Annotated in this window: 13 protein-coding genes and 1 tRNA gene; 4 read left to right on the top strand and 10 right to left on the bottom strand. The window is 62.9% G+C overall.

Translation table 11 applies throughout. The annotated features are described in order from the left end of the window. Positions 1-16: 16 nt before the first annotated feature. The 7 genes from ACZ5WQ_RS15590 to ACZ5WQ_RS15560 all read right to left on the bottom strand — a co-directional run bounded on the left by ACZ5WQ_RS15590 (position 17) and on the right by ACZ5WQ_RS15560 (position 6,573). A complete protein-coding gene (locus ACZ5WQ_RS15590; RefSeq protein ID WP_228245753.1) occupies positions 17-766 on the bottom strand; it encodes an ABC transporter substrate-binding protein in 750 nt (249 codons plus the stop codon). 11 nt (positions 767-777) lie between these two features. After that, positions 778-1,545, bottom strand: a complete 768-nt coding sequence (locus tag ACZ5WQ_RS15585; RefSeq protein WP_228245752.1) for an ABC transporter ATP-binding protein — start codon at positions 1,543-1,545, stop codon at positions 778-780. A 266-nt stretch (positions 1,546-1,811) separates the two neighbouring features. Further along, positions 1,812-1,887, bottom strand: a tRNA-Phe gene (locus ACZ5WQ_RS15580). Positions 1,888-1,974: 87 nt separating this feature from the next. Then, positions 1,975-2,247, bottom strand: coding sequence for an oxidative damage protection protein (locus ACZ5WQ_RS15575; RefSeq protein WP_088276171.1), 273 nt, complete (start codon positions 2,245-2,247; stop codon positions 1,975-1,977). A 13-nt stretch (positions 2,248-2,260) separates the two neighbouring features. Continuing rightward, entirely contained in the window at positions 2,261-3,319 is a 1,059-nt protein-coding gene (mutY, locus tag ACZ5WQ_RS15570) for an A/G-specific adenine glycosylase (RefSeq protein WP_464382618.1), read from the bottom strand. Continuing rightward, positions 3,316-5,487: an AsmA family protein gene (locus ACZ5WQ_RS15565; protein WP_464382617.1), complete on the bottom strand. Its 2,172-nt coding sequence runs from the start codon at positions 5,485-5,487 to the stop codon at positions 3,316-3,318. The genes mutY and ACZ5WQ_RS15565 overlap by 4 nt, the downstream gene beginning before the upstream one ends. 45 nt (positions 5,488-5,532) lie before the next feature. Next, positions 5,533-6,573: an NAD(P)/FAD-dependent oxidoreductase gene (locus tag ACZ5WQ_RS15560; RefSeq protein WP_269688667.1), complete on the bottom strand. Its 1,041-nt coding sequence runs from the start codon at positions 6,571-6,573 to the stop codon at positions 5,533-5,535. 225 nt (positions 6,574-6,798) lie between these two features. On the opposite strand from ACZ5WQ_RS15560, the gene hisB reads away from it, so the two are divergent. The 4 genes from hisB to hisF all read left to right on the top strand — a co-directional run bounded on the left by hisB (position 6,799) and on the right by hisF (position 9,740). After that, a complete protein-coding gene (gene hisB / locus ACZ5WQ_RS15555) occupies positions 6,799-7,392 on the top strand; it encodes an imidazoleglycerol-phosphate dehydratase HisB (RefSeq protein WP_269688164.1) in 594 nt (197 codons plus the stop codon). 3 nt (positions 7,393-7,395) lie between these two features. Further along, a complete protein-coding gene (gene hisH, locus ACZ5WQ_RS15550) occupies positions 7,396-8,040 on the top strand; it encodes an imidazole glycerol phosphate synthase subunit HisH (protein WP_088276176.1) in 645 nt (214 codons plus the stop codon). A gap of 95 nt (positions 8,041-8,135) precedes the next feature. After that, a complete protein-coding gene (gene hisA / locus ACZ5WQ_RS15545) occupies positions 8,136-8,885 on the top strand; it encodes a 1-(5-phosphoribosyl)-5-[(5-phosphoribosylamino)methylideneamino]imidazole-4-carboxamide isomerase (RefSeq protein WP_233048822.1) in 750 nt (249 codons plus the stop codon). Between the two features lie 81 nt (positions 8,886-8,966). Continuing rightward, on the top strand, positions 8,967-9,740 hold the full coding sequence (gene hisF / locus ACZ5WQ_RS15540; protein WP_088276179.1) for an imidazole glycerol phosphate synthase subunit HisF: 774 nt from the start codon (positions 8,967-8,969) through the stop codon (positions 9,738-9,740). 444 nt (positions 9,741-10,184) lie between these two features. Here hisF and ACZ5WQ_RS15535 read toward each other — a convergent pair whose 3' ends face one another. Genes ACZ5WQ_RS15535 through ACZ5WQ_RS15525 form a run of 3 tightly spaced genes read right to left on the bottom strand, consistent with a single transcriptional unit; the run spans position 10,185 to position 13,671 of the window. Further along, positions 10,185-11,135 (bottom strand): divergent polysaccharide deacetylase family protein, encoded by a 951-nt coding sequence (locus ACZ5WQ_RS15535; protein ID WP_464382616.1) that lies wholly within the window; start codon positions 11,133-11,135, stop codon positions 10,185-10,187. 3 nt (positions 11,136-11,138) lie between these two features. Next, positions 11,139-12,431, bottom strand: a complete 1,293-nt coding sequence (locus tag ACZ5WQ_RS15530) for a S41 family peptidase (protein WP_464382615.1) — start codon at positions 12,429-12,431, stop codon at positions 11,139-11,141. Positions 12,432-12,486: 55 nt separating this feature from the next. Continuing rightward, complete coding sequence (locus ACZ5WQ_RS15525) at positions 12,487-13,671, bottom strand: murein hydrolase activator EnvC family protein (RefSeq protein ID WP_233048820.1); 1,185 nt, start codon at positions 13,669-13,671, stop codon at positions 12,487-12,489. Between the last annotated feature and the right edge of the window lie 5 nt (positions 13,672-13,676).

Below are 13,676 nucleotides of genomic sequence, written 5' to 3'. Positions count from 1 at the left end.
AGGGCCCGACTGGTCATCAGTAGATGCTGAAGGGGAAGTACTTGGCGTTGATGGTCTCGTAGGTACCGTTCTCGACGATCGTCTGCAGCGCCGCATTCAGACGCTCGCGCAGCGGGTCGCCCTTGCGCACGGCAATACCGATCTGGTCGTTGTCGAACACCGGCTCGCCCTTGAACTCGAAGTCTGCGCCAGCATCGCTCTGCAGCCACTCGTACTGCACGAAGTTGTCGGCCAGCACACCGTCAATACGGCCCGCGCTCATGTCCAGGTATGCGTTCTCCTGGGTGTCGTACAGGCGGATGTCGACCACATCACCCAGATTGTCTTCCAGCCACTGGCCGGCGATGGTCGCGCGCTGCGCGCCAATGGTCTTGCCCTTCAGACTGGCTTCGTCGGTAGCGAAGTCAGACGACTTGGGCGCAACGAACTGCAGCTTGTTGGTGTAGTAGGGGTTGGTGAAGTCTACCGCCTGCTTGCGCTCGTCGGTGATCGACATGGAGGCGACTAGGAAGTCGAACTTGTTGTTGTTCAGAGCCGGAATGATGCCATCCCAGTCCGAGGTCACAACGGTGCACTCGACCTGCATCTCGGCACACAGTGCCTTGGCGATATCCAGGTCAAAGCCGACAACCTCTCCACTGGCGTCGATCTGGTTGAAGGGAGGGTAGGCCCCTTCTGTGCCGATACGCAGGCTCTCGGCAACGGCGGGAGCACTTACAAACAACGCTGTGGCGACTGCCAGCAAGACTTTCTTGTATTGCTTCATGGAAGGACTCCTTACTTATGGCTTGACATGAACTGTCGGCAGCGTTCGGAAACGGGATTGCCGAATACCTGCTCCGGAGTGCCGATCTCTTCGACCTGCCCCTGGTGCAGAAATACCACTTCACTCGATACCTGCCTGGCGAACCCCATCTCGTGGGTTACCAGAAGCATAGTACGCCCCTCTTCCGCCAGCGCGCGGATCACGTTCAATACTTCCTGCACCATCTCGGGATCGAGGGCGGAGGTAGGCTCGTCGAACAGGATCACGCGTGGCTGCATGGCCAGTGTGCGGGCAATCGCTGCGCGCTGCTGCTGACCACCGGAAAGCTGTGCCGGGAAGGCGTGGCGCTTGTCGGCGATCCCCACCTTCTCAAGAAAGGCCTCAGCCGCCTCAACGGCCTCGGCCTTGGACTGGCCCAGCACACGGCGCGGCGCCTCGATAATGTTGTCGAGGATGCTCATGTGCGGCCAGAGATTGAAGTTCTGAAAGACAAAACCGACGCGGGCACGCAGTCGGTTGATCTGGCTGTTGTCTGCGGCAACCAGGTCGCCCTGCCGACTGCGCTTGAGCTTGAGCTCTTCGCCAGCGATCAGGATCTGCCCTTGATGGGGGTTCTCCAGCAGATTGATGCAGCGCAGCATGGTGCTCTTGCCGGACCCGGAAGAGCCGAGAATCGAGATAACGTCGCCGTCGCGGGCGACCAGATCAACGCCCTTGAGAACCTCAAGGTCGCCGTAACGTTTGTGCAGGTTGCGCACTTCCAGAGCGGGTGAAGTCACGTATCAATATCCACCAGGCTGTGTTGGCCGTCAGGTATGGGGCTATCACACTCGTGGTGCGATGCCATCGGGAAGCGTTCCCTATGCAGTCATCCGAGTGCGGTACTGATGGCAAACCTAGCACAGCTGCCAACCATGACCAAGATCAGCCGTTCGGTCACACCGGGCAATTAACAGGCAAGAGTCTTGCCAACCCCGATGCCAGACGCCTCGAATCACTAAAAACAAAAAAGCCCGCTGGGGTTGCCAGCGGGCTTTCTAAATAGTGGTGCCCGGGGACGGAATCGAACCGCCGACACGGGGATTTTCAATCCCCTGCTCTACCAACTGAGCTACCCGGGCAACGTGGGCGCCATTAAATAGATTGCGCCTCGACCTGTCAAGCACCCTGGAAAATATTTTCCATTTTTTCAGCTGCTTACCGGCAAATTACTCGCTGGGAGGAACGTAACCCTCGGCCTGCGCGTACTCTTCACCGGCCAGGAACTTGTCCATTTCCTGCTGGATGAAGCGGCGATCCTCGGGATCCATCATGTTCAGACGGCGCTCGTTGATCAGCATGGTCTGGTGCTTTTGCCACTCATCCCAAGCCTTGCGCGACACTTCGTTAAAAACCGCCTGCCCCTTCGGGCCCGGATAGGGTGGTCGGTCCAGCCCCGGCAGCTCCTTCTTGTACTTGCGGCACATCACCATGCGTGTCATCGACAAACTCCTCTCAGGCCAGTGACGGAACTCGCGCTTCGATCTGGCGCAGCAACTTCTTCACGGGAGCCGCCAGACCCAGCGATTCAGGGTGCCGCAGGTTATACCAGACCTGCCCGGATTCGGCCACGGCAGGACGCGCCGAGACCCGCAGCAGCAGGGGCTGAATGTCCAGATGAAAATGGCTGAAGGTATGCCGCAGGGGCGCCAGCGCCTCGCGCTCATGCGCAGCCATCTGCAAGCGGCCGAGCAGGTCGGCCAGCTCGTCTTCGGCATCCAGTTGCGGCGGACACCAGAGCCCGCCCCAGAGGCCGCTGGACGGCCGGCGCTGCAACCAGACGGCGCCCTCCTCGTTCATCAGCAGCGGCATCACGCAGCTGCGCACCGGCAATACCTTGCGCGGCCTCGATGCCGGAAAGCGCTTCGGTTCGCCCAGCGCGCGCGCCTTGCAGCCATCGCGCAGCGGGCAGAGCAGACAGGATGGATTGCTGCGGGTACACAGGGTCGCGCCGAGGTCCATCATCGCCTGGGTGTAGTGGGCCACCCTGTTTTGGGGCGTGAGCGACTCGGCCATGCGCCACAAACGGTCATGTACCGCCTTCTCGCCGGGCCAGCCGTCGACCGCCTCGAAGCGGGTCAGCACCCGCTTGACGTTGCCATCCAGGATCGGTGCACGAATGCCCATGCTGAGCGATGCCACCGCGCCCGCAGTGGAACGACCAATGCCCGGCAGCGCGCACAGCCCCTCGACACTGCGCGGAAACTCGCCGCCGAGCTGACTGACAACCAGCCTGGCAGCCTTGTGCAGATTGCGCGCTCGGCTGTAATAACCCAGCCCGGTCCACAGGTGCAGCACCTGATCCTCGTCAGCCGCCGCCAGCGCCTCAACGCTCGGCAGTTCCTGCATGAAACGCAGATAGTAGGGAATGACCGTGGCCACCTGCGTCTGCTGCAGCATGATCTCAGACACCCAGACCCGATAGGGGGTCATATCCTGCTGCCAGGGCAGGTCGTGCCGCCCATGCTCGTCATACCAGTCCAGCACGCGCTGGGCAAAAACCTCAGGTATCACCGTGAAAACAGCCCTTTGATGGCGTCACGCAGTTCCGGTGCCTTGTCGCCGAGAGAATCGTCAATGCGCTCTTCCAGTTTGCGCTGCACTTCGTTACCCACCAGTTTGGCGGCGATCTTGCCCACACCCTCGGTATCCACACCACAGCTGCTGCCGGCGTTATGCAGATAGCCATTGCAACGGATCGGCCACTCGATATCGGCATAGCGCTCATTAACCTGGCAGGCCTCGTCCGGCATCTCGCTGCGATCACCTTCCAGCAGCAAGCCCAGCCGATAATCAATCCGCTGATCCGGCAGATTGATCTCGCCCTGCCCCTTGCCGGCCAGCCCCGGCAGGTCAGCCACCAGATCACGGTTGCTGACCACGCCATTTCGAATGGTGAAGCTGCCGCTCAGTTGCTCGAACGGCGTGTCTTCACTGCCGTGCTCGGCGCTCAAGGACTTACGATTGGCCAGTGCAATAGCGCGACAAACCTGCTGCTCCAGATTCACGCCGAGCAGCGCGCCATCATCTACCTTGAAGTTGGCCGAGCCGTTCAGGCTGTTCATCCAGCGACGCAGGCTGTTGCCGCCAGCGGTGACATCCAGATTCAGATCCATCAGGCCGCGAACCTGCTGCGGCACATCATAAGCCTGCTGCGCGGCCGCCGAATCAATCCCCTTGAGCTGCGCTTTCAGCGCATTGCTGACCGGCGTCTTGCGGGTGTCGATACTGCCACTGGCCGCGAAGGTGCCACCGAAGATGCCGCCATCGAGCTGCGTCAGCCGTACCAGGCCGTCACGCGCCTTTACTGCCACACTGAACGGCTTGATATTTTGTCCGGTCAGGGTGACTTGCTGCAGCGCCAGCTTGCCGTCCACGTCCAGGCTCGCCAGCACATCCAGTGGCAGCAGCGCTTCATCGCTCCACTCCTCCGGCGCCGACTGTGAGCGGCTGCCACCGGAGCCGGCAGCAGCACCAGTGCTCTCACCCGCATCGCGCGGCGGCAGGTAGTTATCCAGATTGAGGTTGTCGCCACTCAGGTCAAAGCGCAGCGCCTGACGCTCGAAGTCAGCGACGCCCAGCGAGCCGTTGAGCGCAAAGCCGTCCAGCGCCAACTGCAGGTCGTTGAGCATGATGCTGCTCGCACCGCCCTTGAGGTTGGCCGACAGCGCCACACTCGAGAGCGCACCGGGGTCTGCCATCTCCGGCAATTGCTGGCCGATGTCACGCAGCAGGTCACGGGCATCGAAGGCAGCGACGTCAAGCCGACCGGTCAGCTGCGGCTCGGTGCTGAGCCCCGTCACCTTCACCTGGCCAGTCGCGCGCATATCCGCCAGCGACAGCCGCAGCTGGCTCAGCTCGGCAACCTGCTCGGCAAGGTCAAGCATGCCGTCGCCCTGAAGCTGGAAATTAACCGCACGACCGTCGAACGGCTCACCGCTGGCGTCGACCTTCAGGTCCACAGCGCTGAGCTGATAGCGCTGACTCTCAGGCTGCAGGGTCGCCACCGAGGACAGATCCACACGCACCCGCATGGCCGGTTGATCAGTCGTCAGCAGTCCCTGAAAAGACACATCGAAGGGCTCGTCGGGAATCAGTGCGCCAGTCATGAAGTTGGCCTCATCCAGACTCAGGATGCGGCCGCTCTGGCGGTCTTCGTAGCGCACGCTGGCGTTGGTCACCCGCACGCTTTCGACGGTGATATCGAAGCTGCGGCCACTGTCCGCCGACTCTTCGCCGGCTGCACCGTCGCCTCCCGCACCTGCCGTTTCGGGCTTGGCTTGCGGGCCGACGCTTTCCCAGTTGCCAACACCCTTGTCGTTACGCATCAGTTGCAGCTGGATATCGTCGAGAATCACGTCACTCATGCGCAGCTGCTTGCGCAGCAGCGGCAGTACCTTCACGCCCAGGCCAAGGCTGCCAACGGAGGCCAGCGGCTGATCGGGCGTTGCCACCGGCGCCACACCCACGTTCTTGAGTTCGATACCAAGCCAGGGAAACAGCGACCAGCCGATATCACCATCCAGCGTCAGCTCGACATTGGCCTGCTCACGCGCGGCCTGACGAATGTCGTCCTTGTAGTCATTGGGGTCAAACATCCGGGTCAGGAAGAACAGCGCGCCGATCACCAGAATGACGATGCCTGCCAGCACCATCCCCAATACCTTGGCAAAGGATTTCATACTTGCTCCTTGTCGTTTGCGGCCTCCGCGCCGCCTGCATGCAGCCTACACGGCATCCAGCCTGATCGCGACCTGTTCGGCCAGCGCCAAACAGGCAGTCAAGCCCGGGGACTCGATCCCCAGCAGGCTGACCAGCCCGACAATACCGTGAGTCGTGTGGTCTTGGATGACGAAATCCCGGGCCGGTTCCCCCGGGCCGGACAGCTTGGGCCGCACGCCGGCGTAAGCCGGCTGCAGCCGCCGGGCATCGCAATCGGGCCAGTAGCGGCGAATCGCGCCGGCAAAGACATCGCGCAAACCCTCGTCGACCTGATAATCCAGTTGATCGATATAGCGCACATCCGGGCCAAAGCGCAGCTGTCCACCAAGATCCAGCGTCGCATGCACGCCGAGCCCTGCCGCATTGGCTTCCGGCATGGGGTAGACCAGGTGGGAAAAGGGCGAGCGACCGCTGTAATTGAAATAGCGCCCCTGACACAGCTGCAACGGCGGGATCTCACCCGCACCGGCGGCAGCCTGCACCTGCTGCGCGAACAGCCCGCCGGCGTTGACCACCTGTCGAGCGCTGACAACGAAGGGCTCGCCCGCGCTGGTGCCGGTCACGCGCAGCCCTCCGCTGATCGACTCCAGCCCGGCGACCCGGGTGTTGCAGTACAGCTCGCCGCCGGCGACCTGCAGCGCCGCCTCGAACGACTGCATCAGCGCATGACTGTCGACAATCCCGGTGAGCGGAGAGAACAGTCCGGCCACCGCCCGCACCTGCGGTTCACGTGCGGCGACATCGTCGGCACTCTGCCAGAGCAGCTCGACGCCATTGGCCGCGGCGTTGGCCTGCAACCGTTCAAGTGCGGGAATCTCGTCTTCGGTGACCGCCACCAGCAGCTTGCCGATGACGTGATGCGGCACCGCATGGGCGCGGCACCAGTCATACAACAGGTCGCGCCCATGCCGGCAAAGCTGCGCCTTGAGCGAGCCCGGCGCATAGTAGATACCCGCGTGAATCACCTCGCTGTTGCGGCTGGAGCAATGCTGACCAATGCTGCTTTCCTGCTCCAGCACCAGCACGCTGCGGCCGCCGCGCGCCATGCGCTGTGCGACAGCCAGCCCGACAACCCCTGCTCCGATGACCACCAGATCCACATCCACGCGCAGCTCTCCTCCTGTTTCGCTGCCATTGTGCCGTCAGCCATGGTCCGGCAATAGCCCTTCCTATCAAGCCGATTGGCAGACCCCATCAGTCACCGGTAGCCCTTCTGGCTGGCAGGCACGTATAATGCACGCCTTTGAATGCATCCATCAGCGGAGACACCCATGGCTGAGCGTAAGGCCAGCGTCGCGCGCGACACGCTGGAAACCCAGATCCAGGTCGCCATCAATCTCGATGGCACTGGCCAGGCCGATTTCGACATCGGGGTTCCCTTCCTTGAGCACATGCTCGACCAGATTGCCCGTCACGGCCTGATCGACATGACCATCAAGGCCCGCGGCGACCTGCACATCGACGACCACCACACCGTCGAAGACGTCGGCATCACCCTCGGCCAGGCGTTTGCCAGGGCCATCGGCGACAAGAAAGGCATCCGCCGCTACGGCCATGCCTATGTGCCGCTGGACGAGGCGCTGTCGCGCGTGGTGATCGACTTCTCCGGCCGCCCCGGCCTGCAGATGCACGTGCCCTTTACCCGCGCCAGCGTCGGCGGCTTTGACGTGGATCTGTTCATGGAATTCTTCCAGGGCTTCGTCAACCACGCCCAGGTCACCCTGCACATCGACAACCTGCGTGGTGTGAATACTCACCACCAGATCGAGACCGTGTTCAAGGCCTTCGGCCGCGCGCTGCGCATGGCGATTGAAGAAGATCCACGCATGGCCGGCATCACCCCGTCGACCAAGGGTTGCCTGTAAGCCATGAGCAGCCATGTAGCCGTCATCGACTATGGCATGGGCAACCTGCACTCGGTTGCCAAGGCGCTTGAACATGCAGGCGCCCGCCAGGTCGACGTGACCAGTGATCCGCAAATCATCCTCGCCGCCGACCGCGTGCTGTTGCCGGGCGTTGGTGCCATTCGCGACTGCGTCAGCGAACTGCGCCAGCTCGAACTCGACGGCGTGGTCCGTCAGGCCGCCAGGGAAAAGCCCCTGCTCGGCATCTGCGTCGGCATGCAGATGCTGCTGGAGCACAGCGAAGAGAATGGCGGTGTTGACTGCCTCGGTCTGTTCCCGGGCAAGGTGCGCTTCTTTGGCAATGAGCTGCATGAAGCCGACGGCACCCGCCTGAAGGTCCCGCACATGGGCTGGAATCAGGTCAAGCAGGCCATCGACCACCCGCTTTGGCACCGCATTGAGCAGGATGCCCGCTTCTACTTTGTGCACAGCTATTACGCTGCGCCGGACAAGAGCGGCCAGCTGGCCGGGCGCTGCCACTACGGTGTCGACTTCGCCGCCGCACTGGCCCAGGACAACGTATTCGCCACCCAATTCCACCCCGAGAAAAGCCACACCAACGGCCTGCAGCTGTTGAGCAACTTTCTCGCCTGGGATGGGCGCTGGTAAACATCGAGCGACAAGCCACAAGCTGCAAGCCACAAGCCAGACCGCTTGAAGCTTGAAGCTTGAAGCTTGAAGCTCTTTTTCCAAAGGAAAAAGACATGCTGATCATCCCCGCTATCGACCTGAAAGACGGTGCCTGCGTGCGCCTGCGTCAGGGCCTGATGGAAGACGCCACCGTGTTCTCCGACGACCCGGTCGCCATGGCCGCCAAATGGGTTGAAGCCGGCTGCCGCCGCCTGCATCTGGTTGACCTGAACGGCGCCTTCGAGGGCAAGCCGGTCAACGGCGATGCGGTCACCGCGATCGCGCGCCGCTACCCGAACCTGCCGATCCAGATCGGCGGCGGTATCCGCTCGCTGGAAACCATCGAGGAATACGTCAAGGCGGGCGTCAGCTACGTCATCATCGGCACCAAGGCGGTCAAAGAGCCGGAGTTCGTCGGCGAAGCCTGCCGCGCGTTCCCGGGCAAGGTGATCGTGGGTCTAGACGCCAAAGACGGCTTCGTTGCCACCGACGGCTGGGCCGAAGTCAGCAGCATTCAGGTGGTTGACCTGGCCAAGCGCTTTGAAGCCGACGGCGTCAGTGCCATCGTCTACACCGACATCGCCAAAGACGGCATGATGCAGGGCTGCAACGTTGAAGCGACCGCCGCGCTGGCCAACGCCACCTCGATCCCGGTGATTGCCTCCGGCGGCATTCACCACATCGGCGACATCCAGACCCTGCTCGACGCCCGCGCCCCCGGCATCATCGGCGCCATCACCGGCCGTGCAATCTATGAAGGCACGCTGGATGTAGCTGAAGCGCAGGCGCTGTGTGACAACGCAGCGGCAAGCCACAAGCCATAAGCGGCAAGCTGTCCGCGCCGGTTTACTGATTTTGCTTGCAGCTTGAAGCTTGTCGCTTGCAGCTGCTTTCGGAGAAAGCCCATGCCCCTGGCCAAACGCATCATCCCCTGCCTCGACGTCGATAATGGTCGCGTGGTCAAGGGCGTCAAGTTCGAGAACATCCGCGACGCCGGTGATCCGGTGGAAATCGCTCGTCGTTACAACGAGCAGGGCGCGGACGAAATCACCTTCCTCGATATCACCGCCAGCCATCAGGAGCGCGACACCACGCTGCACACGGTCGAACGCATGGCCAGCCAGGTGTTCATTCCGCTGACCGTCGGTGGCGGCGTGCGCACCGTGCAGGATATTCGCAACCTGCTCAACGCCGGCGCGGACAAGGTATCCATCAACACCGCAGCGGTGTTCAACCCGGAGTTCGTCGGCGAAGCGGCGGATCGCTTCGGTTCGCAGTGCATCGTTGTGGCGATCGACGCCAAGCGCGTGTCCGGCCCGAACGAACCCGGCCGCTGGGAGATCTTCACCCACGGCGGACGCAAGCCAACGGGGCTGGACGCAGTCGAGTGGTCGAAGAAGATGGAACAGCTGGGCGCTGGCGAGATTCTGCTGACCAGCATGGATCAGGACGGTGTGAAGAGCGGCTACGACCTGGGCGTAACCCGCGCCATCAGCGACGCCCTGCACATCCCGGTGATCGCTTCCGGCGGCGTCGGCAACCTGCAGCACCTGGCCGACGGCGTACTGCATGGCGGCGCCGATGCGGTGCTGGCGGCGAGCATTTTCCACTTCGGCGAATACAGCATTGCCGAAGCCAAGGCCTATATGGCCGAGCGCGGCATCGAGATGCGTCTCTGATATCACTGACGGCTTCCACGCTCTGCCTGGGATACTGACCGCACGGACGTTACGCATACCGATAAGCGGCGGTGAGACGCAGAGCATTGGAACGATCAGCGACGGCGGAGCGCGCACGGACTCCAGTCCCGTTTACGCGGGCGAGTAGCGCAGGGCTGGCGGGAAACAGGACGGCAGCATGTCTGAGGAGCGCAGCGACGAGTTCTGCCGTCCCCCGCCAGGCCGAGCAACGCAGCGAACCCGAAGGGCCGCGTAGCCGGGTGCCCCGGGGGATCGCTAAGGGGGGCTGGGCAAGCGGCCCCCCTTGGCTCGCCGTAAAAGGCGAAAAGCCATCTGTCAGGCGACACCGCAGCCGGCAATGCCATGCAAAACTGAACGCACCAGAGATGCACGCCCTGACGGGCGCTCCCACGCGGAGCATGGGAGCGATCAACGATCAAGCAGCTAACGCTCCAACAACGCCTGCACACTCACCAACCGCACACCCTCTCCCTCCAGTTGCGGCAACCGCCGCTCCAGATAGCGCACGGTCTCAGGATACGGATGACCGATCAGTACCGCCGCGCCGTCCTTGCGCGCCTTGGCGACAGCCAGAGCGAACTCGTAATCAATCTCCGCCTCGGTCCGCTGGTTATCGAGGAATACGTCGCGTGACACGCTCGGCACCTGTGCAGCCTTGGCGGAAAAAACAGCCTGAGTCTGAGCGGTAGTGCGACTGTCGACAAAGAACAGATGCCGCTCGGCGAGTACCTGCATCAGCCAGTCCATGCGCTGACGATCCGCAGTCAGACGACTGCCCATGTGGTTGTTGACACCCTGAATCGGACTGAAGGCATTCAGGGCGAGTTGCAAACGGGAGCGAAACTCGGCTTCCGACATGGCCGTGGTCAACCCGCCGGGGCCAATCGACAGGCCGGCCATGTTTTCCATCGGCAGATGCAGCATCACCGGCTTGCCGGCTGCCGCGGCTTCGGTGGCCAGCAGCTGTGAGTGGGGAAGAAACGGCAGGATGGCCAGTGCAACCGGACCAGGCAAAGCCACCAACTGGCGGCCAACCGGCAGGCTCTGGCCCACGTCATCAATGATGATCGCCAACTGCGGCATCAAGGGCGGTTCGATGGGCGACGCCGGCGGAACCGGTTCGGGCTCGACAACCACCGAGGGCACCTCGTCCGCTGGAGCCGGCGGCGCATCACCCGGGACGACGGGACCAACAGCAGCGTCCGCCTCGACCACGGGCAGGTCAGACGACTCGGTTGATGGTGCCGTAGCTGTTACCGGGACGGGCGCAGGTTTTTCCGGCGACTCCTCGTCCGAGCAGGCGCCCAGCAACAGCGCAAAACCCAGCACAAGCGCAGGCAACACGCCAACGCGCGACAGAAAGGTCCAGCTCATTTATCAGTCTGCGGCGCGCGCACGTGTGGCGATGTTCAGCCCCTTGAGCAGGCTCAGCGCCTGGGTCAGTTGATAGTCGTCGTCGAGCAGGCTGCGCTCCGGCTTGGGCTCGCTGCCCGTGGGCCGCTCGTTGCCACTGGCGTTATTGATGTGGCCAGCCAGATCGGCCTCACGGAAGCCGACCTCGCCCTCGTCGACTGTCAGATGTCCGCGCTCGACACGGATATCCGGCACGATGCCCTGGGCCTGAATCGAGCGTCCGCTCGGCGTGTAGTAAAGCGCGGTAGTCAGCTTGAGTGCCCGGTCATTGTTCAGCGGCAATACGGTCTGCACAGAGCCCTTGCCAAAACTGTCGGTACCCATGATCACACCGCGTCCCAGATCCTGCAGAGCACCGGCAACGATCTCGGAAGCCGAGGCCGAGCCACCGTTGATCAGCACCACCAGCGGCACGCTGCCGGAGGGATTGGCACTGGTCGCATTGAAACGCATCTCGGCGTTACTGAGGCGGCCCTTGGTGTAGACGATCAGGCCGCTGTCGACAAAGCTGTCGACCACCTCGACCGCCGCCTGCAAAACGCCGCCGGGGTTGTTGCGCAGATCGAGCACCAGCCCCTTGAGCTGACCGTTGGCATTGAGGCGATTGATCGCCGCCCGCACCTCGTCACCGGTGTTGATCTGAAACTGGGTAACGCGCAAATAGGCATAGCCCGGCTCAAGCTCCTCGGTCTTGACGCTCTTGACCTTGATGATCGCGCGCGTGAGGGTCACCTCAAACGGGCGTCCTTCGCCACGCACCAGGGTCAGTCGAACCTCGGAACCCGGCTCGCCGCGCATGCTGTCGACCGCGTCCATCAGACTCATGCCCTTTACCGGCTGATCGTCGATCTTGATGATCAGGTCGCCGGCCTCGATACCTGCCTCGGCGGCGGGGGTGTCGTCAATCGGAGATACGACCTTGAGGAAGCCGTCTTCCTGCCCCACTTCAATGCCCAAACCGCCGAATTGCCCTTCGGTGGAGTCTTGCAGGCCGGTGTAATCTTCCGGGGTAAGGTAGGCGGAGTGCGGATCAAGCCCCTCGAGCATCCCGCGAATGGCGTTTTCCAGCAGGGTGGCGTCGTCCACCGGCTCGACATAGGAGCCGCGAATGCGTTCGAATACCTCAGCGAAGGTGCGCAGCTCGTTCAGCGGCAGCGGTGCGGTAGCGGGCTGGGAAGCCGACTCCTGAGCCTGAACCTGTGACAGGCCAAAGGCCAGGGCAAACCCGGCCACCAACAGACGACGCGCTGCGATCATGTAACTCTCCAGTCCGGAATATTCAACAACCACCCGTGATCTGCAGCGGGCGCTGTCACCCGGACAGCATACACCAGCCCAGCGGATCCAGCGCCTGACCACGGTGACGAATGGCAAAATACAGTGACGGCTCGCTCAACCCGCCACTGCTGCCGACGGTGGCAATGGGCTCACCGGGCTGCACCCAGGCTCCCACTTCCTTCAGCAAGGTCTGGTTGTGGCCATACAGGGTCAGATAGCCACCGCCGTGATCGAGAATCAGCAGCAGCCCAGAGCCACGCAACCAATCGGCAAACACCACCCGGCCACCGTGAATGGCATTGACCGGGGTTCCGCTCGGCGCATTGATTACCAGCCCATCCCACTTCAATCGGGAATCGGCACCGCGCTGACTGCCGAAACGCGCCGCCACCTGCCCCCTGACCGGCAACGGCATCTTGCCACGTGCCTGGGCGAAGGGCAGGTTACCTGCCGGCACCGGGATGCTGACTACGGCTTCCTCGAGACGCTTGATCAAGCGTGTCAGCTCGGCGCGCTCGGCTTCACGGGCGCGCAGCTGTTCGGCCTGACTGCGCTGCTGACCTTGCAGTGACGCCAGCAACTGGCTGCGCTTGCGCTGCTGGGTTTCAAGTGCGGCGGTACGTTCGGCCAGCCCTTCGCGCTGCTGCTGCAGGCTCGTCTGCTGGGTGACTATCTGTGCGCTGGCCTGCTGCAACTCGGCGATGGTGTCGTTGAAACGGGTGATTTCCCCGACCCGCGCCTGGCCGACGTAGTCGTAGTAGCGCAGCATCCGCGCCATGCGGCCCGGGTCATCCTGATTCAGCAGCAACTTCAAATAGCTCTGCTGACCGGCCATATAGGCGGCGCGCACCTGACGGGCGATCTGCTGCTGCTGGGCCTTGAGCGAAGCCTGCAGGGTGCGGGTCTGCTCTCGCAGGTCGATCAGACGGCTCTCGCCATCGCGAATCTGCTGCTCAAGCTCGCGTCGTTCGCGCTGCAGGCGACCAATGTCCGTCTCGCTTTCCTTCAGCTCGGCCTCCATGCCGGAGACCTCCTGCCGCAGGCCCTGCAACATGTCCTTCAGCCGCTCAATATCCGCCTGGGCCTTCTCCAGCTCGGCACGGGCAGCACGCGAATCTGACGGCTGATCTGCGGCCAGTGGTGCAACCCAACCACATATCGCAGCCAGCAGCATGGCCATCAGCGGCCGACGCCAGCGTCCCTGCTGAGCACTGGGCATCGGCG

This window comes from Halopseudomonas sp. T1L2 (assembly GCF_055397385.1).
The sequence above is the reverse complement of the archived record's forward strand: the minus strand, read 5'-3'. Positions and strand labels throughout refer to the sequence as shown.

What these genes read in the sequence shown, in the direction of transcription:
- ACZ5WQ_RS15560 (WP_269688667.1), bottom strand. Translation starts at nt 6,573, where the DNA reads ATGGCGCGCGGCGGCCGCAGCGTGCTGGTGCTGGAGCAGGAAAGCAGC.
- ACZ5WQ_RS15565 (WP_464382617.1), bottom strand. Translation starts at nt 5,487, where the DNA reads ATGAAATCCTTTGCCAAGGTATTGGGGATGGTGCTGGCAGGCATCGTC.
- hisB (WP_269688164.1), top strand. Translation starts at nt 6,799, where the DNA reads ATGGCTGAGCGTAAGGCCAGCGTCGCGCGCGACACGCTGGAAACCCAG.
- hisH (WP_088276176.1), top strand. Translation starts at nt 7,396, where the DNA reads ATGAGCAGCCATGTAGCCGTCATCGACTATGGCATGGGCAACCTGCAC.
- hisA (WP_233048822.1), top strand. Translation starts at nt 8,136, where the DNA reads ATGCTGATCATCCCCGCTATCGACCTGAAAGACGGTGCCTGCGTGCGC.
- hisF (WP_088276179.1), top strand. Translation starts at nt 8,967, where the DNA reads ATGCCCCTGGCCAAACGCATCATCCCCTGCCTCGACGTCGATAATGGT.
- ACZ5WQ_RS15525 (WP_233048820.1), bottom strand. Translation starts at nt 13,671, where the DNA reads ATGCCCAGTGCTCAGCAGGGACGCTGGCGTCGGCCGCTGATGGCCATG.
- ACZ5WQ_RS15530 (WP_464382615.1), bottom strand. Translation starts at nt 12,431, where the DNA reads ATGATCGCAGCGCGTCGTCTGTTGGTGGCCGGGTTTGCCCTGGCCTTT.
- ACZ5WQ_RS15535 (WP_464382616.1), bottom strand. Translation starts at nt 11,135, where the DNA reads ATGAGCTGGACCTTTCTGTCGCGCGTTGGCGTGTTGCCTGCGCTTGTG.
- ACZ5WQ_RS15590 (WP_228245753.1), bottom strand. Translation starts at nt 766, where the DNA reads ATGAAGCAATACAAGAAAGTCTTGCTGGCAGTCGCCACAGCGTTGTTT.
- ACZ5WQ_RS15575 (WP_088276171.1), bottom strand. Translation starts at nt 2,247, where the DNA reads ATGACACGCATGGTGATGTGCCGCAAGTACAAGAAGGAGCTGCCGGGG.